The following is a 21645-nucleotide window of genomic DNA, read 5'->3' as shown; positions in this document are numbered from 1 at the left end:
CTCAGCAGGGCGAGGGGATGGGCTGCAGCTCCGCCAGCGTCGCGTTCACGGTGAAGTCGCCGAAATCCATCTTCAGCTCGTCCGCCACGCCGTTGGCGTAGTAGCGCAGGCTCACCTCGTAGTCCGGCGTGCCGGCGCCCGCGCCGCCGGGGCTGCGGTCGAAGAAGGCGATGCGCATGCGCGCGCTGCCCTGGTCGCGCAGCTGGGCGAAGCGGCTGCCCTCCTGCGGGGGCTGCCAGCCGCCGGAGAAGATGGTGGTGGTGTCCTGCGCGCCCTCGGCGTTGGTGCCGTCGAACAGCGGCGCCGCCAGCAGGCGCTGGCCGCCGCGCGCCGCGGCCAGGGCGCGCAGGGTGTGCACCATGGGCAGCAGGGTGCCCTGCGGCAGCGGCTCCTCCTTGGCGGCGGGCTCGCTGTAGCGGATGCGCCCGCCCTGCGCGGTCACCTCGGCGTCACCGGCCACGCGGGCGGTCACCGCCCCTTCCGTCAGCTGGGTGAGCGAGAAGCGCAGGGTGGTGCCGTCCTTGGCCTCCAGCGTGTTGTAGTCCGAGGAGGTCTCGATGGCGTTGCCGTCGCGGTCGCCCACCACCAGGGTGAAGCGCTGGCGGCTGGCCCAGGCGTCGCAGGCGTCCACCACCTCGAACAGCATGATGCCCGCGGCCTGGGTCACGCCCGAGCCGTCGCGCACCGAATCCAGCGCCAGGCGATAGGCGGCGCGGTGCGCCAGCATGGCCTCGTGCCCCGGCTCGGGCGTGGCCCAGGCGGGGGTGGCAAGGCACAGGGCCGCCGCGGCGGCCAGGAGGGTGCGGCGCATCATGGCCCCAACATAGGGGCGACCGGCCGCGCCCGCACGGGGAAAACCGCTTACTTCTTCGCCACGGGCGGCATCTGCACCCGGATGTGCAGCTCCTTCAGCCGCGCCTCCTCCACCACGCTGGGGGCCTGCATCATCAGGTCCTCCCCCTGCTGGTTCATCGGGAACAGGTTGACCTCGCGCAGGTTGGGCTCGTCGGCCAGCAGCATGACGATGCGGTCGATGCCCGCGGCCATGCCGCCGTGCGGCGGGGCGCCGAAGCGGAAGGCGTTCAGCATGCCGCCGAAACGGTCCTCCACCGCCTGGGCCGGATAGCCGGCGATGCGGAAGGCCTCCACCATGATCTCGGCCTTGTGGTTGCGGATCGCGCCCGAGGCCATCTCGTAGCCGTTGCAGACGATGTCGTACTGGAAGGCGCCGATGGACAGCGGGTCCTGCGTCCGCAGCGCCTCCAGCTCGCCCTGCGGCATGGAGAACGGGTTGTGGGAGAAGTCCACCTGCCCCGTCTCCTCGTTCAGCTCGTACATCGGGAAGTCCACGATCCAGCAGAAGCGGAAGCCGTCCCTGGCGGTCAGCCCCAGCTCGGTGCCCAGCTTCAGGCGGGCCTGCCCGGCCAGCTTGGCGGCGTCGGCCTCCTTGCCGGCGGCGAAGAACACCGCGTCGCCCGCGCCCAGGCCGCAGGCGGCGCGGATGGCCTCGGCGCGCCCGGCCTCCAGGTTCTTGGCGATCGGCCCCTTCGGCCCCTCGGCGTCGAAGGTGATGTAGCCCAGGCCCGGCGCCCCCTCGCCCCGCGCCCACTCGTTCAGCTTGTCGAAGAAGGAGCGCGGGTTGGCGGTCGCCCCCGGCGCCGGGATGGCGCGCACCACCCCGCCGGAGGCCGCGACCTTGGCGAAGGCGCCGAAGGAGGAGCCGGCGAAGTGCTCCGTCACGTCGCGGATCACCAGCGGGTTGCGCAGGTCCGGCTTGTCCGAGCCGTAGTCCAGCATCGCCTGCTTGTAGGGGATGCGGATCCACGGGCCGGGATCCACCGCGCGCCCCTCGGCGAAGCGCTCGAAGGTGCCGCGGATCACCGGCTCCATGGTGGCGAACACGTCCTCCTGCGTGACGAAGCTCATCTCCACGTCCAGCTGGTAGAACATCAGCGTGCGGTCGGCGCGGCCGGCCTCGTCGCGGAAGCAAGGGGCGATCTGGAAGTAGCGGTCGAAGCCCGCCACCATCGTCAGCTGCTTGAACTGCTGCGGCGCCTGCGGCAGCGCGTAGAACTTGCCCGGGTGCAGCCGCGCCGGCACCAGGAAGTCGCGCGCGCCCTCCGGGCTGCTGCTGGTCAGGATGGGGGTCTGGAACTCGTTGAACCCCCCGGCGATCATGCGCTCGCGGATGTCCTGGATGATCTGCGCGCGCAGGATCATGTTGCGCTGCAGGCGCTCGCGCCGCAGGTCCAGGAAGCGGTAGCGCAGGCGGGTTTCCTCCGGCGCGGGCTGGTCGTCGGCGACCTGGAAGGGCAGCACCTCGGCGGCGCCCTGCACCACCAGCTCGCGCACCCGCAGCTCCACCGCGCCGGTCGGCAGGCGCTCGTTCACCGTGCCGGGCTCGCGCGCCACCACCTGGCCGGTGACGGTGACCACGCTTTCCACCCGCAGCTTGTCCGCCGCCTCGAACACCGCGCTGCCGCTGGGGATCACGCACTGGGTGATGCCGTAGTGGTCGCGCAGGTCCAGGAACAGCAGCCCGCCATGGTCGCGCTTGCGCTGCACCCAGCCGGACAGGCGGGCCTCGCTGCCAGCATCGGCGGCGCGGAGCTGGGCGCAGGTGTGGGTGCGGTAGGCGTGCATGGGGCGTTCCGGAGGCTGGGTGGGACGCTGCGGGTTACGCCGGATCAGCCCCCGGCGGAACCCCCGCGCGCCGCCGCCCGCCATGCCGCCCGCCCCGCCCCGCCCGCGGCGGCGGGCACGCCGGGAATGCGCCGGCGCGCCGGGATGGGCCGGCCGATGCGGCACCAGCCCTGCGCCGCCCCTTGCAACCGGCGCGATTGCTGGCATGACGGCGGGGATGACCCGCCTGATTACCGACGCCGCCGAACTCGCCGCCCTGTGCGAGCGCCTCCGCCAGGAACCCTTCGTGACCGTGGACACGGAGTTCATGCGCGAGCGCACCTATTACCCCGAGCTCTGCGTGGTGCAGCTGGCGGGCGAGGAGGAGGTCGTGGTGGTGGACACCCTGGCCGAGGGCATGGACCTCGCGCCGCTCGGCGACCTGCTGGCCGACCCGGCGGTGGTCAAGGTGTTCCACGCCGCCCGGCAGGACGTGGAGATCTTCCTGCTGCGCTTCGGCGCCGTGCCCACCCCCATCTTCGACACCCAGATCGCCGCCATGGTGGCCGGCTTCGGCGACCAGGCCTCCTACGACGCGCTGGTGCGCGGGCTGGTCGGCGTCTCGCTCGACAAGGCGCACCGCTTCAGCGACTGGGCCGCCCGCCCGCTGAGCCCCGCGCAGATCGAGTACGCCGCCGCCGACGTCACCCACCTGCGCGCCGTCTACCGCACCCTGCGCGAGAAGCTGCTGGCCGAGGGCCGCCTGGACTGGGTGGCGGAGGAGATGGAGGGCCTGCTGGACCCCCGCGCCTACGTCACCGAGCCCGAGGACGCCTGGCTGCGCCTGAAGCCCAAGACCACCAACCGCCGCTACCTCGCCACGCTGCGCGCCACCGCCGCTTGGCGCGAGCGCGAGGCGCAGCGCCTGGACATCCCGCGCGGCCGGGTGGTGAAGGACGAGAGCCTGCTGGAGATCGCCGCCGCCGCCCCGCGCGACGCCGAGGGGCTGGCGCGCATCCGTGGCGTCAGCGAGGGCTTCGCCCGCGGCAAGTCCGGCGCCGGGCTGCTGGCCGCCCTGGCCGAGGCCGCCAGCCTGCCCGAGTCCGGCTGGCCCCAGCCGCTGGAGGGCCGCCGCGGCGCCGGCGCCTCCCCGGCGCTGGTGGCGCTGCTGAAGGTGCTGCTGGCCGCCGCGGCGGAGGCGCACAACGTCGCCCCCCGCCTGCTGGCCGACACCGAGGACCTGGAGCGCCTGGCCGCCGAGGCCGAGCCGGAGATCCGCTGCCTGCAAGGCTGGCGGCGCGAGGCCTTCGGCGAGGACGCGCTGGCGCTGAAGGCGGGCCGGCTGGCGCTGGCCGCCGCCGGGCGCCGGGTGCGGCTGATCCGCGTCTCCTGACCGGCGCGGCGGCCGGCGCGGGGCTCAGCGCAGGTTCAGCACCCGCGGCGGGGTGAAGAACGGGTCGCGCACGCCGGTCTGCCGCTCCAGCGGCTCCAGGATCATCCAGGAGCGGCCGCGGATGAAGGGCGCGGCGTCCGGCGCCACCCGCGGCATGGAGACCTCGCCGTCGCCCTCGCCGTTGCGGCGGTCCCAGCTGCGCACCGGACCGGTGTCCAGGTGCACCCAGGTGGCATAGGCGCCGACGCCGCCGGCCCGCAGGGCGCGGGCGGCCTCGATGGCCGGGCCCAGCTTGTCGCGCCCCAACCAGATGTCCACCGCCTTGGCCCGCAGGTGCTCGCTGTCCGCGGCCCCGCCCACCAGGGCGTTGGTGCGCGCCGAGCGGTAGCCGGAGACGCAGGCGAACTGCGACACCCCGATGCGCTGGCCCACCTGCCACAGCAGGTCCAGCAGGGCGGGGTCGAAGCCGCGCGTCTCGCGCGCGCGCCAGTCGCCGCACACCTCGCTGAAGGCGGCGATGGCCTGGGGGTCGTAGCCGCGCGGCCCGGCATAGGGCCCGCGGAACCAGGCGCCGGTGTGGGCGAACTGCACCGCCAGCCGCCGCGGCTCGCGCGGGGCGGACACCGTCGCCCCCGCCGGCGCCGCCGCAAGGGTTCCCGCCGCCGCCAGCAGGCCGCGCCGCGTCATTCCCGGATGCTTCGTCATCGCGAGGGCGATGTAATGCCCCGCGCGCGCGCCGTCACGGTCCGACGCGTGGGAAGGCGGCGGCTTCCCCGCCCCCCCATCCGGGGGCAACATGCGCCGATGAGCGACGAGACCTCCCCCCTCCTGTCCTGGCTGGCCGCGCAGGAGGGCGCCATGCTCCAGGCGCTGGAGGCGATGGTGAACACCGATGGCGGCTCCTACGACAAGGCGGGGGTGGACGCGGTGGGCGCCCAGGTCCGCGCCTTCTGCGAGGCGCACGGCCTGGCGGTGGAGACGGTGCCCGGCGCGCGCTTCGGCGACTGCCTGCGCGCCGTGCTGCCCGGCGAGGGCCCCGGCCGGCCGCGCGGCAACCGGGCGGAGAACATCGTGCTGATGGGCCACCGCGACACCGTCTTCCCCCAGGGCGAGCCCGCCCGCCGCCCCTTCCGGGTCGAGGGCGGGCGCGCCTACGGCCCCGGCGTGGCCGACATGAAGGCCGGGCTGGTGATGAACATGTTCGTGCTGGCCGCCTTCGCGAAGCATGGCGGCGCGCCCGGCCCCCTGGTCGGCCTGTTCACCGGCGACGAGGAGATCGGCTCCCCCGAGGGCCGCGCCGTCATCGAGCGCGAGGCCGAGGGCGCGCGCGTCGTCTTCAACAGCGAGCCGGGGCGGCCCGGCAACGGCGTGGTCACCGGCCGCAAGGGCGGCGTGTTCATGCTGATGGAGATCGAGGGCAAGGCCGCGCATTCCGGCGGCAACTTCGAGGCCGGCATCAGCGCCATCGGCGAGCTCGCGGCCAAGATCACCGCCATCCATGCCCTCACCGACCTCGGGCGCGGCATCACGCTCAATGTCGGCCTCGTCTCGGGCGGGCAGAGCGTCAACACCGTCGCCCCCCACGCCCAGGGCCAGATCGACCTGCGCTACGTCCGCCCCGAGGACCGGGCCGAGGTGATGGCGGCCATCGAGGCCATCATCGCCCGCGCCCACGTGCCCGGCACCCGCGCCCGGCTGACCATCAAGGGCGAGTTCCTGCCGCTGACCCAGGACGACGCCGCTCGCCGCCTGTTCGACCTGTACCGCGACGCCTCGGAGGCCCCGGTGGAGGGCGTGTTCAGCGGCGGCTGCGCCGACAGCGGCTTCACCGCCGCCCGCGGCGCGCCCACCATCTGCGCCGTCGGCCCGGTGGGCGGCGCGGCGCACAGCCCGGAGGAATGGCTGGACGTCGCCACCTTGGTGCCGCGCGCCCAGGCCCTGGCGCGGGCCATCCTGCGGCTCGACTCCGCGGGGCTGTGACGCGGCGCTTGGCGGCGCGTATATGGACCTGATGGACCTGCCGGTGCCCGGCCCCGCCCCCTTCACGCTGACGCGCCCGGCGCGGCAGGCGGCGCCGCTCGTGCTCGTCTCCTCCCATTCCGGCCGCCACTACCCGCCGGAATTCGTCGATTCCGCGCGGCTGGACCCGCTCTCCCTGCGCAAGAGCGAGGACGCCTTCGTGGAGGAGCTGTTCTCCGCCGCCCCCGCGCTGGGCCTGCCCCTGCTGGCCGCCGAGTTCCCCCGCGCCTGGTGCGACCTGAACCGCGAGCCGTGGGAGCTGGACCCCGGCATGTTCGACGCCCCGCTGCCCGGCTGGGTCAACAGCGCCAGCCCGCGGGTCGGCGCCGGGCTGGGCACCATCGCGCGCATCGTCGCCTCGGGCGAGCCCATCTACCGCCGCCGCCTCTCCTTCGCCGAGGCGGAGCACCGGGTGCGCGCGGTGTGGGAGCCCTTCCACGCCGCGCTGGCGGAGGAGATCGCCGCCACCCGCCAGCGCTTCGGCGCCTGCCTGGTGCTGGACTGCCACTCCATGCCCTCCCACCCCGGCGGGCCGCCGCTGCCCGACGTGGTGCTGGGCGACGCCCACGGCACCGCGGCCAACCCCCGCGCGGTGCGGGCGGTGGAGGCGGCGCTGCAGCGGCTGGGCTTCTCCGTGCGCCGCAACGACCCCTATGCCGGCGGCTACATCACCCGCGCCTATGGCCGCCCGCGCGAGGGCGCGCACGTGGTGCAGATGGAGATCTCCCGCGCCCTCTACATGGATGAGGCGCGCATCGAGCGCCATGCCGGCTTCGCCCCGCTGCGCGCCCGCCTGGCCCGCTTCCTGGGCGACCTGACGGCGGCGGACTGGCGCGCGCTGGGCTGAACCGCGGGCCGCGGCGGCGCGGCGCCCAACTGGCCTGTGGAGTGCGCCTTCGCGAACCGCGGCCGCGCGTCAGGCGGCGCGCAGCAGCCACTCTCGCAGCGCCGCCCCGGCGGCCTCCGGCACCTCCATCGTCGGCAGGTGGCCGCTGCCGGGCAGGCGCGCCAGCGCCGCGCCGGGGATGGCGGCGGCCATCTCCTCGGCCAGGGCGGGCGGGGTCAGCACGTCCTCCTCGCCCACCGCCACCAGCGTGGGCACGGTGATGCCCGGCAGGTCCGGGCGGGAATCCGCCCGGCCCATGATGGCGGTCTGCTGGCGCAGGAAAGCCTCGGCGCCGATGCGCTCGGCCATGTCCATCACCTCCTGCGCCAGCGGCGTGCCCAGCCGCGTGGGATGGATGAGCGAGGGCAGCAGGCGCGGCGTCACCCCGCGGAACTGCCCCTGGCGGGACAGCGCCAGCAGGTCGCGCCGGCGCTGCGTCGCCTCCGGCGCGTCGGGCCGGGCCGAGGTGTCCAGCAGCGCCAGCGCCGCCACCCGTCCCGGCGCCTGCCGCCACACCTCGAAGGCCACGTAGCCGCCCATGGACAGCCCGGCCACCGCGAAGCGCCCGGGCGGCATGGCGGCGATGGCGCGCGCGGCCATCGCCGCCATCGAGTCGTCCCGTGTCAGGTCGGCCACCACCGGCGCGGCCAGGCCCTCCAGCGCCGGAAGCACGTCGCGCCACAGCCGCGCGTCGCACAGCAGGCCGGGAAGGAGCAGCAGGGGCATCGCCATGCCAAGCGCTTAAATCGCCCGCCCGGCCGCGCCAAGATGCCGTTTCCTGTTGCGTTCCGCCCCATCCGGGCGCATATGCCGGGCGTTGACAGAGTCAGGGCGGCAGGTCCGCCCGCATCGCCGCGCCGCCGCTCCGGCAGCCCGCGCGGCCCAGAGGCAGACCAGGACATCACCTTGAACGACACGCCCCTCCCCACCGCGGAGGCCCCGACGGCCAGCGGCACCACCACCCCCGACAGCCTGCCCGACACGCCCGAGACCCCCACGCTGCCGGCCGATGACGAGGCCGGCGACGCCCGCGTGGACGACCGCGACCCGGCGGCCGACCCCGCCGACCAGGGCGAGCACGATGCGCGCATCGACGAGCGCACGGACAACGAGCCCGAGGCGCCGCGCGCCGTCTTCGCCGACCTCGGCCTGGGCGAGAAGCTGCTGAAGGCGGTGGAGGAGGCCGGCTACGTCCACCCCACTCCCATCCAGGAGCAGGCCATCCCCATCGTGCTGATGGGCCGCGACGTGCTGGGCTGCGCCCAGACCGGCACCGGCAAGACCGCCTCCTTCACCCTGCCGATGATGGACATCCTGGCCGGCTCCCGCGCCAAGGCGCGCATGCCGCGCTCCCTCATCCTGGAGCCGACGCGCGAGCTGGCGCTGCAGGTGGCCGAGCAGTTCGTGAAGTACGGCAAGTACCTCGGCCTGACCCACGCGCTGCTGATCGGCGGCGAGAGCATGGACGAGCAGAAGCAGGCCCTGGAGAAGGGCGTGGACGTGCTGATCGCCACGCCCGGCCGCCTGCTGGACCTGTTCGAGCGCGGCCGCATCCTGATGGCCGACGTCAAGATCCTGGTGATCGACGAGGCCGACCGCATGCTGGACATGGGGTTCATCCCTGATGTCGAGCGCATCGTCTCCATCATCCCGCCGCTGCGGCAGACGCTGTTCTTCTCCGCCACCATGGCGCCGGAGATCCGCCGCCTGGCCGACGCCTTCCTGAGCAACCCGAAGGAGATCACCGTCTCCCGCCCCGCCACGGTGGCGACCACCATCACCACCGGGCTGCTGTTCGTGCAGGAGATGGATAAGCGCGAGGCGCTGCGCCGCCTCATCAAGCGCGAGGACGTGCAGAACGCGCTGATCTTCTGCAACCGCAAGCGCGACGTGGACATCCTCTACAAGTCGCTCAAGAAGCACGGCTTCAGCGTCGGCGCCCTGCATGGCGACATGGACCAGTCCGCCCGCTTCGCCACGCTCAACGCCTTCAAGGCGAACGAGATCCGTCTGCTGGTCTGCTCCGACGTCGCGGCGCGCGGCCTGGACATCGGCGGGCTGAGCCACGTGTTCAACTTCGACGTCCCCTTCCACGCCGAGGACTACGTGCACCGCATCGGCCGCACCGGCCGCGCCGGGCGCGAGGGCCACGCCTATACGCTGGCGACGCCCGAGGACGGCAAGCTGGTGCAGGCGGTCGAGAAGCTGACCAACGCCGCCATCCCGCGCATGCAGGTGGACGGGCTGGCCGCCGTGACCGAGGAAGAGATCGCCGAGGCCGGCACCCGCCGCCGCGGCGGCCGCGGCGCCCGCCCTGACGGCCGCGGCGAGCGCGGCAGCCGCGACCGCGACCGCGGGCGCGAGGGCCGCACCGGCGGCCGGCGCGACGAGCCCCGCCGCGAGCGTTCCGAGGAGCCCCGCCGCGAGCGCGACGACCCCCCGCGCCGCGACCGCGACGACGCCCCGCGCCGCGAGCGCGCGGAGGAACCCCGCCGCGAGCGCGCCGACGAGCCCCGCCGCGAGGCCCGCGACGACCGCCCGCGCGACCGAGCCCCGCGCGAGCGCGACGAGCACCGCCGCCGCGACCGCGACGACCTCGGCCCGCCGGTGCGCGGCTTCGGCGACGACGTCCCGGCCTTCATGCTGATCCCCATCCCGCGCCCGAAGAAGCGCGCCGAGGCCCCGGCCGACAGCCCCGCGCCCGAGGCGGCCGAGGGCGGCGCGGCCGAGGCTGCCTGAACCGGCATCCATCTGGTAGAACCGGCGGAATGAGGAGGAGCATCCCGATGAACGTCGTCACCCCCGTGAAGTCCAAGCCCGCGCCCTTCTCCTGGGAGGACGCGCTGCTGCTGGACGAGCAGCTGACCGAGGACGAGCGCATGGTGCGCGACGCCGCGCGCGCCTTCTGCCAGGACCGGCTGATGCCCGGCGTGCTGATGGCCAACCGGCACGAGACCTTCGACCGCTCCATCATGAACGCCTTCGGCGAGCAGGGCTTCCTGGGCGCGACGCTGGAGGGCTATGGCTGCGCCGGCGTCTCCTACGTCGCCTACGGGCTGATGGCGCGCGAGGTGGAGCGGGTGGACAGCGGCTACCGCTCCGCCTTCTCCGTGCAGTCCAGCTTGGTGATGTTCCCCATCCACGCCTATGGCTCGGAGGAGCAGCGGCAGAAGTTCCTGCCCAAGCTGCGCACCGGCGAATGGGTGGGCTGCTTCGGCCTGACCGAGCCCGATGCCGGCTCCGACCCCTCCTCCATGCGCACCCGCGCGAAGAAGGTGGATGGCGGCTGGCTGGTGAGCGGCTCCAAGACCTGGATCACCAATTCCCCCATCGCCGATGTCTGCCTCGTCTGGGCCAAGACGGATGAGGGCGAGCTGAACGGCTTCCTGCTGGAACGCGGCATGAAGGGCCTGACCACGCCCAAGATCGAGGGCAAGTTCTCCCTGCGCCCGAGCGTGACCGGCATGATCATGATGGAGGAGGTCTTCGTCCCCGAGGAGAACCGCCTGCCCGGCGTGCGCTCCCTGGCCGGCCCATTCTCCTGCCTCAACCGCGCCCGCTACGGCATCGCCTGGGGCGTGCTGGGCGCCGCCGAGTTCTGCATGCACGCGGCGCGTGACTACACGCTGAACCGCAAGATGTTCAACAAGCCGCTCGCCCAGACCCAGCTGATCCAGAAGAAGCTGGCGGACATGGAGACGGAGATCACCCTGGGCCTGCAGGCCGCGCTGCGGGTGGGGCGCCTGTTCGACGAGGGCAAGGCGGCGCCGGAGATGATCTCGCTGATCAAGCGCAACAACTGCGGCAAGGCCCTGGATATCGCCCGCGTGGCGCGCGACATGCACGGCGGCAACGGCATCGTGGACGAGTACCACGTCATCCGCCACGTCATGAACCTGGAGACGGTGAACACCTATGAGGGCACGCATGACGTGCACGCCCTCATCCTCGGCCGCGCCATCACCGGCCTGAACGCCTTTGGCTGAGGGTTTCGAGACCACCATCGAGGCCATGGGGGCCGGGGGCGACGGCATCGCCCCCGGCCCCTTCTTCATTCCCTTCACCCTGCCTGGTGAGCGCGTCGCCGCCACCGCGACGGCGAAGGACAAGGCGCGCCTCGACGCCGTGCTGGACCCCAGCCCGGAGCGCGTGGCGCCGCCTTGCGCGCATTTCGGCGCCTGCGGCGGCTGCGCCCTGCAGCATTGGGCGCCGCCCGCCTACGCCGCCTGGAAGCGCGGCAAGCTGGCCGAGGCGCTGTCGCGCGCCGGCTACGACCCCGTGCTGGCCGAAGGCTTCACCACCCCGCGCAACTCCCGCCGCCGCGCCGACCTCGGGCTGCACCGCCGCCCGGACGGCGCCGTGGAGATCGGCTTCCACCAGCGCGGCGCCCACGCCCTGGTGCCGATGCGCGAATGCCACGTCCTTCGGCCGGAGATCGTGGCGCTGCTGCCCGCGCTGGCCGCCGCCCTTCGCCCGCTGGAGGCGCTGCGCCGCCTGGGCGCGGTGCTGGTGAACTGGCTGGACACCGGCCCTGACCTGCTGCTCTCCACCGACGGCAAGCTGACCGAGGGCGACCGCCGCCGCCTCGCCGCCTTCGCCGAGGCCGAGTCCATCCCCCGCATCGCCTGGAAGGGCGAGGTCGCGGCCCAGCGCGGCACCGCCGCCATCACCCTCGGCGGCACGGCGGTGAACCCGCCCCCCGGCGCCTTCCTGCAGGCGACGCCGGAGGGCGAGGCCGCCATCGTCGCCGCCGTGCTGGCCGCCCTGCCGCCGCGGCTGCCGGCCCGCGGCCGGCTGGCCGACCTGTTCGCCGGGCTGGGCACGCTGTCCTTCCCGCTGGCCCGGCACGGCGTGGTGGACGCCTTCGAGGGCGCGCCGGAGGCCGTGGCCGCGCTGTCCAAGGCGGCCGGCGGCGGCCGGGTGCGCGCCCACCGCCGCGACCTGCAGCGCCAGCCCCTGCTGCCGCTGGAACTCAAGCCCTATGCCGCCGTGGTGCTCGACCCCCCCTTCGCCGGCGCCCCGGAGCAGGTGGAGCAGATCGCCCGCAGCCAGGTGAAGCGCGTCATCTACGTGTCCTGCTCGCCCGCGGCCTTGTCGCGCGACGCCGCCGCGCTGCGGCAGGCGGGCTTCGCCCTGCATTCGGCGGTGCCGGTGGACCAGTTCCTGTGGTCGGCGCACCTGGAATCGGTGGTCGCCTTCACCCGCTGAGCGGCAGGCGCTACCATCGCTGCAACCATCGCCAGGGAATGGACCACATGGCCGACCACATCCTCGACAGCCGCCGCCAGGGCCTGGAGGAAGCCTTCTTCGCCGAGGAGAACGCCCGCCTCCTCGCCCGGCTGAAGGCCGACTCCGCGGGGGCCGACCGCCGCAAGGCCATCGCCGCCGCCACCGGCATCACCGACGCCGCGCTGCTGGACCGCCTCGCCGCCCTGTCGCTGACGCCCGAGACGCTGGGCGCCTTCGCCCTGGTGCCGCTGGTCCTGGTCGCCTGGGCCGATGGCAGCATCAGCGCCGACGAGCGCGCCGCCACCCTGCGCGCCGCCGCCGAGGCCGGCGCCGCCCCCGGCAGCGCGGCCCACGCCCTGCTGGAATCCTGGCTGGCCTCCAAGCCCGCCCCCGCGCTGGCCGAGGCCTGGACCGGCTACGCCAAGGCGCTGGCCGCCCCGATGGACGCCGCCGGCCGCGCCTCCCTGCGCGCCGCCACGCTGGACCGCGCCCGCGCCGTGGCCGAGGCCACCGGCGGCTTCCTGGGCCTCACCTCCGCCGTCTCGGAGGCCGAGCGCCGGGTGCTGGCGACGCTGGAATCCGCCCTGGCCTGATTCCCGTTGCGCAACGGCGCGCTTCTCCCATCTCATGCGGGCAACGTCCCGCACGGGACGGGAGAGGAACGTGCCCATGACGCCCAACCGCCGACAGGTCTTCGCCGGCTCCGCCGCCATCGCCGCCGCCATGGCCCTGCCGGCGGGGGCGCAGCAGGCCGCCGCCCCCGCCACGCCGCCCGCCAACCCGGGCTTCTACCGCTTCCGCCTGGGCGGCCTCGCCGTCACCCAGGTGCATGACGGCATCAACCGCCGCCCCGTCGAGGGCTTCGTCCGCAACGTCCCGCTGCCCGAGGTGCAGGCCGCGCTGGCCGAGCGCATGCAGCCCGCCGACACTCTGACCATCCCCTTCACCCTCACCTTCGTCGAGACGCCGACCGGGCTGGTGGTGTTCGACGCCGGCACCGGCGAGGGGCAGATGTCGCCCACCTCCGGCCGCATGGGCGCCAACATGCGCGCCGCCGGCCTGGACCCCGCCCAGGTGCGCGCCGTCATCGTCTCGCACTTCCACGGCGACCACATCACCGGCCTGACCACCGCGGCGAACGAGCGCGCCTTCCCCAACGCCGAGGTCATCGTCCCAGCCGCCGAATGGGCGTGGTGGAGCGACGAGGGCAACGCGTCCCGCACCCCCGAGGGCCAGCGCGGCACCTTCGCCAACACCGCCCGCCGCTTCGCCCCCTGGCGCGAGCGCATGCGCCAGGTGGCCGACGGCGCCGAGGCGTGGCCGGGCATCCGCGCCATCGCCGCGCCCGGCCACACCCCGGGCCACACCTGCTACCACGTCGCCGACGGCAACCAGCAGCTCATCTACCTAGCCGACATCACCAACCGGCCGGAGGTGATGATGCCCAACCCGCACTGGCAGATTGTCTTCGACATGGATGGCGACGCCGCCGCCGCCAGCCGCCGCCGCATGCTGGACCGCGCGGCCAGCGACCGCGCGCGCGTCACCGGCTACCACCTGCCCTTCCCGGCGCAGGGCATGGTGGCGCGCGAGGGCCAGGGCTTCCGCTTCGTCCCCGGCGACTGGACCAGCCTGTGATGGACCGCCGCCTCCTCCTCGCCGCGCCGGCGCTGCTGCTGGCGCACCGCGCGGTGGCCCAGGGCAGCGCGCCCGCGCCCGCCGCCCCGCAGGCCGCCCCGGCCTTCCACCGCTTCGCCCTGGGCGACTGGCAGGTGACGACGCTGTTCGACGGCTTCGTGCGCCGCGGCAACGCGCTGGAAGGGCTGGTGGTGAACCAGCCCGCCCCCGCCGTGCAGGGCGCGCTGGACGCCGCCGCCCTGCCCGCCCAGGGCCTGGCCAACCCCTACATCGTCACCATGCTGCGCACCCCGCGCGGCGTGGTGGCCTTCGACGCCGGCACCGGCGCCGGCCAGCTGGCGCCCGGCACCGGGCTGCTGCCGCGCTCCATGGAAGCCGCCGGCATCGCGCCGGAGGAGGTGGTGCTGGTCGTCGTCTCCCACTTCCACGGCGACCACATCACCGGGCTGACCACCGCCGCCAACCAGCCCTTCTTCCCCAATGCCGAGGTCGCGGTGCCGGCCAGCGAATGGGCGTGGTGGAGCGACGAGGGCAACCGCGCCCGCACGCCGGAATTCCAGCGCGGCAACTTCGCCAACGCGGCCCGCCGCTTCGCCCCGCTGCGCGCGCGCATGCGCACCTTTGAGGACGGGGCCGAGGTCGCGCCCGGCATCCGCGCCGTCGCCACGCCGGGCCACACGCCCGGGCACAGCGCCTTCCAGGTGGTGAACGGCAACCAGGGCCTCTACGTCACCGCCGACACCGCCGGCCGCCCCGAGCTGTTCCTGGAGAATCCGGGCTGGCACAGCGTGTTCGACTTCGACGGCCCGATGGCCACCGAGAGCCGGCGCCGCCTGTTCGGCCGCATCGCGGCGGAGCGCGCGCGCCTGTGCGCCTACCACGTCACCTTCCCCGGCACCGGCTTCGTGGCGGCGCGCGGCGACGGCTTCCGTTTCCACCCCGCCGACTGGGGAAGCTGAGGCGGCCGCCCGCGCCCTGGGGCGGTTGCGCAGCCCCGGTCCGGCCGTCAGCCGGGCCGGAGGTGCTCCTGCAGGCGGGGCATCAGCTCCACCAGGTTGCAGGGGCGGTGCCGGCTGTCGAGCTGCCAGCGCAGGATGTCGTCCCAGCCATCCTTGCAGGCCCCCGTGCTACCCGGCAGCGCGAACAGGTAGGTGCCGCCCGCCACGCCGCCGATGGCGCGCGACTGGATGGTCGAGGTGCCGATCTTCTGGAAGCTCAGCATGCGGAACAGCTCGCCGAAGCCCTCGATGCGCTTCTCCAGCACGCGGTCGAAGGCCTCGGGCGTCACGTCGCGGCCGGTGATGCCGGTCCCGCCGGTGGTGATGACGCAGTCCACCTGGGCGTCGGCTACCCAGCCGCGCAGCCGCGACTCGATGCGCGCGGCGTCATCCTTCTCGATGGCGCGGTCGGCCAGCACGTGGCCGGCGGCTTCGATCCGCCCGGCCAGCAGGTCGCCGGATCGGTCGTTGGACAGGTCGCGCGTGTCGCTCACCGTCAGCACGGCGATGCGCACGGGCAGGAAGGGGCGGCTCTCGTCGAGGGGCATCGCCCCTAGTTGGCGCGTCCGTCGCGCACGCGCAACATCGCCACGACCTCCTCCGGCCCGGCGAAGCGCGGGAACTGGCCGCCGGCGATGGCGTCCAGGCTGTGCGCCGGCAGCCCCAGCCGCGAGGCGTAGATCCAGGAGAAGGTGAGCACGCGCTGCACGAAGATGCGCGTCTCCGTCACCGGGATGCTTTCCACGAACAGGATCGGGTCCGACCGGTGGCGGGAGGTCGGCAGCCAGCGCACCAGGTTGCCCGGCCCGGCATTGTAGGCCGCCAGCAGGCGGATGAGGTCGCCGCCCACCGCTTCGTGGCGGTTGAGGTAGTGGACGTAGCGCTGCCCGATCTCCAGCGACAGCCCGGGCTCGTGCAGCCGCGCCGCGTTGGCGCCGCGCAGCGACGGGTCGTTCGCCACGTAGGAGGCGGTGGCCGGCATCAGCTGCATCAGCCCGCGCGCCCCGGCCGGCGACACCGCCATCGGGTCGAACCGGCTTTCCTGCAGCGCCAGGGCGTAGAGCAGCGCGGGGTCCATGCGGAAGCCGCCCGGCGGCGTCAGCGGCGGCAGCGGGAAGCGCGCCTGGTCGCGGGTGCGCGCCTCGTCGGCCGGGCCGCCGGCATTGGCCGCCAGCGCCACCACCGAGGCGAGCCCCGCCTGCTGCGCCGCGGCCAGGATGCCCTGCGCCACCTGCGGGTTGTTGCGGGCGCGGCGGTGCAGCAGCCGCAGCTCCGCCTCCGCGCGCTCGTTCTGGCCGAGCTGGATGAGCGCCAGGGCGCGCCAGCCGCCGGCGGTCTCGGTCAGCGCCTGGGCGTGGGCCTCGCCGGCCATGTCGCGCTCCCACACCAGGCCGGGCGGCAGGCCCAGGGTGCGGCGGGCCACCATGCCGTGGAAGGTGCGCGGCTCCTGCGCCGCCTGCAGCATCCAGGGCACGTATTGCCCCGGACGCCGCGCCCGCACGGCGGAACGCGCGGTCCAGTAGGCGGCGGCGGCGCGCAGGGCGGGCGACGCCGCCTCGGCGCGCGCCGCGCGCTCGAAGGCCGCGTGCGCCAGCTCCCAACGCTCCAGCGCCCAGGCCGACAGGCCGGTCTGGTAGGCCGCCTGGGCGTTGCCGGGGGCCAGCCGCACCGCCTCGCCGGCCCAGCGCAGCGATTCCTCGTCGCGGCCCTGGCGGAACAGCGCCTGGGCGGCCTCCGTGCGCAGCTGCGCGGCATAGGCGGGGGTCAGGCCGCGGGTGCGGTTGAGCAGGGAGAGCGCGGCGTCCAGGTTCCCCTCGCGCACGCGGTCGGCGATCGTGCGGTCCAGCGCCGGGTTGCGCACGAAGCTGTCGGGCACCGGCGCCCGCTCCTCCGGCAGCTCCGTCATGCCGGGCAGGTCGCCCTGCTGGGGCGGCGGCGGGGCGGCGGCGCCGCGCGGCAGGCGCGCCACCAGGCGCTCATGGATGGTGGGCGCGTCCGGGTGGTCGGAATAGTCGGACAGCCAGGACTGCATCTCGGCCGGGCCGCCCTGGCCGCGCAGGATGCGGTCGGCCAGCAGGTGCCCCATCAGGCGGCGGTCATCCAGGCGCTCGGCCTCGCGGATGGCGGCGGCGAAGTCGCCGCGCGCCTGCGCCTCGAAGGCGCGGCGCATGCGCGCGGCATCCGGCGCGGCCATCGGCTGCGGCAGGGGCGGGGCGGCGGCGCGCGGTCGCGCGGGGCTGGCCTGGTCTTGGGCCCGCTGCCCGGCCGCCGGGTTCATCCCGGCGGCGAGGCAAAGCGCCAGGGCCATCATGGCCTGGCAGGCACGGGCCATGGGAAGGAAGGCTCGCATGGCACCGCTGCCCTACAAGCGCCGGAACGGACCGCGCAAGCAAAATCTTTGCAGAAAGAATTCACCCCACTTATGCAACCAAGACGCGCAGATCAGGTTGCCACAATCCCGCCATCTTTCAAACGGCGCTTCAGCGAAAGAAGATCCGCCCAGGCCTCGCGCTTGGCAAGCGGGTTGCGCAGCAGATACGCGGGGTGGAACACCGGCAGCACCGGAATGACTTGCCCATCATCCGTTTCGACTTGCGTCCACTTGCCGCGCAGCCGGGTGATGCCTTCGCGCGTGCCCAGCAGGGCCTTGGCCGGCACGTTGCCCGCCAGCACCAGCACCCGCGGGCGGGCCAGCGCGACGTGGCGGCGCAGGAAGGGCAGGAACAGCGCCACCTCGGCGTCTCCGGGGGTGCGGTTGCCGGGCGGCCGCCAGGGCAGCACGTTGGCCAGGTACAGCTGCTCCGCCCGCGACAGCCCGATGGAGGCGAACATGCGGTCCAGCAGCTGGCCCGACACGCCGACGAAGGGCTTGCCCTGGCGGTCCTCGTCGGCGCCGGGCGCCTCGCCCACCACCATCACCGGCGCGCCGGGCACGCCGTCGCTGAACACCATGCGCGTCGCGGTCTCGCGCAGGGGGGAGCCGTCGAAGCCCTCCAGCGCGGCGCGCAGCGCCTCCAGCGTGGCGGCGCCGGCGGCGAGGCTGGCGGCGGCGCCCGGGGCCGGGGCCAGCAGGGCCGGCGCCAGCAGGGCGGGCGTGGCGGGCGCGCGGCGCGGCGGCGGCGCGGCGAGGGTGCGGTCCTGCGGGGCGTCGAGCAGGGCCTCGTCCGCGCCCATGGCGCATTGCCAGTCCAGCGCGGCGATCAGGGCCTGGCGGTCGGAAGCGTCCATCTGGGGACCCTTCTACCCCGGCCCGGCGGCATCATGTAGCTTCGCGCGGAGAAACCTTGGGGAAAAGCAGGGCACATGGACGAGACGCGAGAAGCCATGGAGTTCGACGTGCTGGTGGTGGGCGCCGGCCCGGCCGGGCTGGCCGCCGCCATCCGCCTGAAGCAGCTCGACCCGGCCATCAACGTCTGCGTGGTCGAGAAGGGCGGCGAGGTCGGCGCGCACACGCTGTCGGGCGCGGTGCTGGAGCCGCGCGCGCTGGACGAGCTGCTGCCCGACTGGCGCGACGACCCCCCCGCCCTGGCGACGCCGGTGACTGAGGACCGCTTCATGCTGCTGACCGCCACGCGGTCGGTGAAGCTGCCCACCCCGCCGCAGATGCACAACCACGGCAACTACATCGTCAGCCTGGGCAACGTGGTGCGCTGGCTGGGCGCCAAGGCCGAGGCGCTGGGGGTGGAGGTGTATCCCGGCTTCGCCGCCTCCGAGACCATCATCGAGGACGGGCAGGTCAAGGGCGTCGTCGCTGGCGTCATGGGCATCGAGAAGGACGGCTCCAGGGGTGCGGCCTACCAGCCCGGCATGGAGCTGCGCGCCACCTGGACGCTGTTCGCCGAGGGCTGCCGCGGCTCCCTCACCAAGAAGCTGTTCGACACCTACAACCTGCGCGAGGGCGCGGCGCCGCAGACCTACGCGCTGGGCATCAAGGAGCTGTGGGAGATCCCGAAGGAGAACCACAAGCCCGGGCTGGTGTGGCACAGCGTCGGCTGGCCGCTGCCGCGCGACACCTATGGCGGTTCCTGGCTCTACATGCTGGGGGACAACCTGGTGTCCATCGGCTTCGTGGTCGGGCTGGACTACCCCAACCCCTGGCTCTCGCCCTTCGAGGAGTTCCAGCGCTTCAAGCACCACCCGGCGGTGGCGGCGATGCTCAAGGGCGGCAAGCGCATCTCCTACGGCGCGCGCGCGCTGAACGAGGGCGGCTTCCAGTCCATCCCCAAGCTGGTCTTCCCCGGCGGCGCGCTGATCGGCGACGCCGCGGGCTTCCTGAACGTGCCCAAGATCAAGGGCACCCACACCGCCATGAAGACCGGCATGCTGGCCGCCGAGGCCATCGCCGGCGCGATGGAGGCCAAGCCCGCCGTGCTGGATGCCTACCCGGCGGCGCTGCATGATTCCTGGGTGTGGAAGGAGCTCTACGAGGTCCGCAACGTGCGCTCGGGCTTCGGCAAGATGGGCTTCTGGGGCGGCATGGCGGCGGCGGCGGTGGACACCTACCTGTTCCGCGGCCGCGCCCCCTGGACCTGGACCCACCACCAAGACCACGAGACGCTGCGGCGCGCGGAGGACGCCCCGCGCATCGCCTACCCCAAGCCGGACGGCGTGCTGAGCTTCGACCGCCTGTCCTCCGTCTTCCTCAGCAACACCAACCACGAGGAGAACCAGCCGGCCCACCTGGTGCTGAAGGACCCCGGCCGCTGGTTCGCCGAGAACTGGGAGAAGTACCGCAGCCCCGAGAGCCGCTACTGCCCCGCCGCCGTCTACGAGGCGGTGGGCCCGGCGGCGGAGCGCGAGCTGCGCGGCACCCCCGACCCGCAGGCCGACGCCGTGCCGGGCGCGGAGGTCGAGGCCGGCGGCCCCGGCGCGCGGCTGGTGATCAACGCGCAGAACTGCGTGCACTGCAAGACTTGCGACATCAAGGATCCCACGCAGAACATCGACTGGCGCACGCCCGAGGGCGGCGGCGGACCTGCCTATCCCGGAGGAATGTGACCCGATGAACGACCTCGCCACCCGCGCCACGCCGGCGCTGCTTTCCGTGCTGCGCATCATGGCGGCGCTGCTGCTGATGCAGCACGGGATGCAGAAGATCCTCGGCTGGCCGGCCAACCCGCGCCCGCTGCCGGACGCCTTCACCCTGTACTGGTTCGCCGGCATGCTGGAGTTGGTGGGCGGCGCCCTGCTGGCCATCGGCCTGTTCACGCGCCCGGTGGCCTTCGTGCTGGCCGGGCTGATGGCCTTCGCCTACTTCATGGGCCATGCGCCGCGGGGCAACATGTTCCTGCCGGTGCTGAACGGCGGCAACCTCGCCATCCTGTACTGCTTCGTCTTCCTGTACCTCTCGGCCGCCGGGCCGGGCCCGTACTCGGTGGACGCGGCGCGGGCGCGGGCGCGGGCCTGATGCCGCTGCTGGCCCTGATGCGCCAGGGCGTGGTGCTTTCCCTGGGCTGGGTGGTGTGCGCGGCGCTGGCGCTGCGCCACCACGGCTTCGGCTGGGCGCTGCTGCTGCTGGTCGCCTGGGCCCTGCTGCTGATGCGCTTCCACCGCTCCGCCATCGCCCATGCCCGGGCGGTGGCCGGGCGGGAGGACGCCGCATGATCCGCATCCACGGCACCGCGCGCTCGCGCGCCTTCCGCTGCCTCTGGGCCGCCGGCGAATCCGGCCTTCCCTTCGAGCACCTGGACCACGGCGCCTCGCGCTCGCCGGAATTCCTGCGGCTGAACCCCGCCGGCAAGATTCCCGCCATGGAGGATGGCAGCCTGGTGCTGTTCGAATCCCTGGCCATCAACCTGCACATCGCCCGCAAGGCCGGCGCGCCGCTGTGGCCGGCGGGCGACGACGCCTCCCGCGCCTTGCAATGGACGCTGTGGGCGGCGACGGAGGCCGAGCCGCACGTGCTGGCCTGGGGCTTCAACACCTATGCCCGCCCCGAGGCGGAGCGCGACGCCGCCGCCGCCGCCAAGGCCCGCGCGCAGCTGCTGCCGCGGCTGGACGTGCTGGAAGGAGCCCTGCCCGGCCGCCCCTTCCTGCTGGGCGAGGAGTTCACCATCGCCGACTGCAACCTGGCCGGCGTGCTCTATGCCGCCTGGCGCCACGGCTTCGACCTCTCGGCACACCCGCGCGCGAAGGCGTGGCTGGACCGCTGCCTGGAACGCCCCGCCGCCCGCGCCGCCCGCGCCCTGCGCGAGTGAGGGCGGCGCTGCTGCAGGCGGCCCGGCGGATGGACGCGCTGGGCTTCATGCCGTCGAAATCCGGCAACCTGTCGGTGCGCACGGGGCGCGGCTTCCTCGTCACCCCCGCCGCCCTGCCCTACGCCACCCAGGCGGAGGAGGACCTGGTGGAATGCGCCCCCGACGGCACCGTTCTGGAAGGCCGCCACCGCCCTTCCTCCGAATGGCGGCTGCACGCCGCGGTCTACGCCGCGCGGCCGGAGGCGCAGGCGGTGGTGCACACCCATTCGCCCCGCGCCACCGCGCTGTCCTGCGCGCGGCGCGCCATCCCGCCCTTCCACTACATGGTGCTGCTGGGCGGCGGCGCGGACATCCCCTGCGCCACGCACGCCACCTTCGGCACCGCCGAACTGGCCGCGCAGGCGGTGGCGGCGCTGGAAGGCCGCCGCGCCTGCCTGCTGGCCAATCACGGCGCCCTGGCCATCGGCGCCAGCCTGCCCGCCGCCGAGGCGCTGGCGCGCGAGGTGGAGAACCTGGCCGGCCAGTACCTCGACCTGCTGGCCGCCGGGCTGGAGCCCGCCTTGCTGACCGCGGCGGAACTGGCTGCGGCGCAGGCGCAATTCGCCGGATACGGACGCGGCTGAAAAGCCACACCGCGTGGCAGAACGGCAACGGCGGCCCTGT

21 protein-coding genes are annotated in these 21645 nt (G+C 74.2%); 14 read left to right on the top strand and 7 right to left on the bottom strand.

Translation table 11 applies throughout. The annotated features are described in order from the left end of the window. Position 1: 1 nt before the first annotated feature. Complete coding sequence (locus ACI6QG_RS07100; RefSeq protein WP_407023883.1) at positions 2 to 814, bottom strand: EipB family protein; 813 nt, start codon at positions 812 to 814, stop codon at positions 2 to 4. A gap of 47 nt (positions 815 to 861) precedes the next feature. Further along, entirely contained in the window at positions 862 to 2643 is a 1782-nt protein-coding gene (aspS, locus tag ACI6QG_RS07095; RefSeq protein ID WP_407023882.1) for an aspartate--tRNA ligase, read from the bottom strand. A 217-nt stretch (positions 2644 to 2860) separates the two neighbouring features. Between aspS and rnd the strand changes: the two genes are divergently transcribed. Then, positions 2861 to 4015: a ribonuclease D gene (rnd, locus tag ACI6QG_RS07090; protein ID WP_407023881.1), complete on the top strand. Its 1155-nt coding sequence runs from the start codon at positions 2861 to 2863 to the stop codon at positions 4013 to 4015. A gap of 24 nt (positions 4016 to 4039) precedes the next feature. Here rnd and ACI6QG_RS07085 read toward each other — a convergent pair whose 3' ends face one another. Next, on the bottom strand, positions 4040 to 4702 hold the full coding sequence (locus ACI6QG_RS07085) for a peptidoglycan L,D-endopeptidase MepK (protein ID WP_407023880.1): 663 nt from the start codon (positions 4700 to 4702) through the stop codon (positions 4040 to 4042). A gap of 117 nt (positions 4703 to 4819) precedes the next feature. Here ACI6QG_RS07085 and ACI6QG_RS07080 point away from each other — a divergent pair, with 117 nt between their 5' ends. Together ACI6QG_RS07080 and ACI6QG_RS07075 are read left to right on the top strand one after the other, a co-directional pair. After that, on the top strand, positions 4820 to 5995 hold the full coding sequence (locus ACI6QG_RS07080; protein WP_407023879.1) for a M20 family metallopeptidase: 1176 nt from the start codon (positions 4820 to 4822) through the stop codon (positions 5993 to 5995). Between the two features lie 31 nt (positions 5996 to 6026). Beyond that, positions 6027 to 6881, top strand: coding sequence for an N-formylglutamate amidohydrolase (locus tag ACI6QG_RS07075; RefSeq protein ID WP_407023878.1), 855 nt, complete (start codon positions 6027 to 6029; stop codon positions 6879 to 6881). Between the two features lie 69 nt (positions 6882 to 6950). Here ACI6QG_RS07075 and ACI6QG_RS07070 read toward each other — a convergent pair whose 3' ends face one another. Continuing rightward, positions 6951 to 7652 (bottom strand): alpha/beta fold hydrolase, encoded by a 702-nt coding sequence (locus ACI6QG_RS07070; protein ID WP_407023877.1) that lies wholly within the window; start codon positions 7650 to 7652, stop codon positions 6951 to 6953. A gap of 174 nt (positions 7653 to 7826) precedes the next feature. Between ACI6QG_RS07070 and ACI6QG_RS07065 the strand changes: the two genes are divergently transcribed. From ACI6QG_RS07065 to ACI6QG_RS07040, 6 genes are all read left to right on the top strand, one after another. After that, a complete protein-coding gene (locus ACI6QG_RS07065; protein WP_491630718.1) occupies positions 7827 to 9659 on the top strand; it encodes a DEAD/DEAH box helicase in 1833 nt (610 codons plus the stop codon). A gap of 47 nt (positions 9660 to 9706) precedes the next feature. Next, on the top strand, positions 9707 to 10906 hold the full coding sequence (locus ACI6QG_RS07060; RefSeq protein WP_407023876.1) for an acyl-CoA dehydrogenase: 1200 nt from the start codon (positions 9707 to 9709) through the stop codon (positions 10904 to 10906). Next, entirely contained in the window at positions 10899 to 12128 is a 1230-nt protein-coding gene (locus tag ACI6QG_RS07055) for a class I SAM-dependent RNA methyltransferase (RefSeq protein WP_407023875.1), read from the top strand. Before ACI6QG_RS07060 ends, ACI6QG_RS07055 begins: the two co-directional genes overlap by 8 nt. Positions 12129 to 12175: 47 nt before the next feature. Next, positions 12176 to 12742, top strand: a complete 567-nt coding sequence (locus ACI6QG_RS07050) for a hypothetical protein (RefSeq protein ID WP_407023874.1) — start codon at positions 12176 to 12178, stop codon at positions 12740 to 12742. A 76-nt stretch (positions 12743 to 12818) separates the two neighbouring features. Further along, positions 12819 to 13787 carry an MBL fold metallo-hydrolase gene (locus ACI6QG_RS07045; protein ID WP_407023873.1) on the top strand — a complete coding sequence of 323 codons (969 nt, stop codon included), beginning with the start codon at positions 12819 to 12821 and terminating at the stop codon, positions 13785 to 13787. Continuing rightward, positions 13787 to 14746, top strand: coding sequence for an MBL fold metallo-hydrolase (locus ACI6QG_RS07040; protein ID WP_407023872.1), 960 nt, complete (start codon positions 13787 to 13789; stop codon positions 14744 to 14746). The genes ACI6QG_RS07045 and ACI6QG_RS07040 overlap by 1 nt, the downstream gene beginning before the upstream one ends. A gap of 47 nt (positions 14747 to 14793) precedes the next feature. Here ACI6QG_RS07040 and moaB read toward each other — a convergent pair whose 3' ends face one another. The 3 genes from moaB to ACI6QG_RS07025 form a co-directional block, all read right to left on the bottom strand. Further along, positions 14794 to 15333 carry a molybdenum cofactor biosynthesis protein B gene (moaB, locus tag ACI6QG_RS07035; RefSeq protein WP_407023871.1) on the bottom strand — a complete coding sequence of 180 codons (540 nt, stop codon included), beginning with the start codon at positions 15331 to 15333 and terminating at the stop codon, positions 14794 to 14796. A 5-nt stretch (positions 15334 to 15338) separates the two neighbouring features. Further along, a complete protein-coding gene (locus tag ACI6QG_RS07030; RefSeq protein ID WP_407023870.1) occupies positions 15339 to 17117 on the bottom strand; it encodes a transglycosylase SLT domain-containing protein in 1779 nt (592 codons plus the stop codon). A gap of 110 nt (positions 17118 to 17227) precedes the next feature. Then, complete coding sequence (locus tag ACI6QG_RS07025; protein ID WP_407023869.1) at positions 17228 to 18013, bottom strand: uracil-DNA glycosylase; 786 nt, start codon at positions 18011 to 18013, stop codon at positions 17228 to 17230. Positions 18014 to 18088: 75 nt separating this feature from the next. Between ACI6QG_RS07025 and ACI6QG_RS07020 the strand changes: the two genes are divergently transcribed. Genes ACI6QG_RS07020 through ACI6QG_RS07000 form a run of 5 tightly spaced genes read left to right on the top strand, consistent with a single transcriptional unit; the run spans position 18089 to position 21605 of the window. After that, positions 18089 to 19783, top strand: a complete 1695-nt coding sequence (locus tag ACI6QG_RS07020; RefSeq protein ID WP_407023868.1) for an electron transfer flavoprotein-ubiquinone oxidoreductase — start codon at positions 18089 to 18091, stop codon at positions 19781 to 19783. 4 nt (positions 19784 to 19787) lie between these two features. Then, entirely contained in the window at positions 19788 to 20192 is a 405-nt protein-coding gene (locus tag ACI6QG_RS07015) for a DoxX family protein (RefSeq protein ID WP_407023867.1), read from the top strand. Next, positions 20192 to 20389 (top strand): hypothetical protein, encoded by a 198-nt coding sequence (locus ACI6QG_RS07010; protein ID WP_407023866.1) that lies wholly within the window; start codon positions 20192 to 20194, stop codon positions 20387 to 20389. Before ACI6QG_RS07015 ends, ACI6QG_RS07010 begins: the two co-directional genes overlap by 1 nt. After that, on the top strand, positions 20386 to 20982 hold the full coding sequence (locus tag ACI6QG_RS07005; protein ID WP_407023865.1) for a glutathione S-transferase family protein: 597 nt from the start codon (positions 20386 to 20388) through the stop codon (positions 20980 to 20982). The genes ACI6QG_RS07010 and ACI6QG_RS07005 overlap by 4 nt, the downstream gene beginning before the upstream one ends. Further along, entirely contained in the window at positions 20979 to 21605 is a 627-nt protein-coding gene (locus ACI6QG_RS07000; RefSeq protein ID WP_407023864.1) for a class II aldolase/adducin family protein, read from the top strand. The genes ACI6QG_RS07005 and ACI6QG_RS07000 overlap by 4 nt, the downstream gene beginning before the upstream one ends. Positions 21606 to 21645: the final 40 nt, after the last annotated feature.

Origin of the sequence: Sabulicella flocculans, assembly GCF_045449635.1 — a bacterium.
GTDB lineage: Bacteria > Pseudomonadota > Alphaproteobacteria > Acetobacterales > Acetobacteraceae > Roseococcus.
The sequence above is the reverse complement of the archived record's forward strand: the minus strand, read 5'-3'. Positions and strand labels throughout refer to the sequence as shown.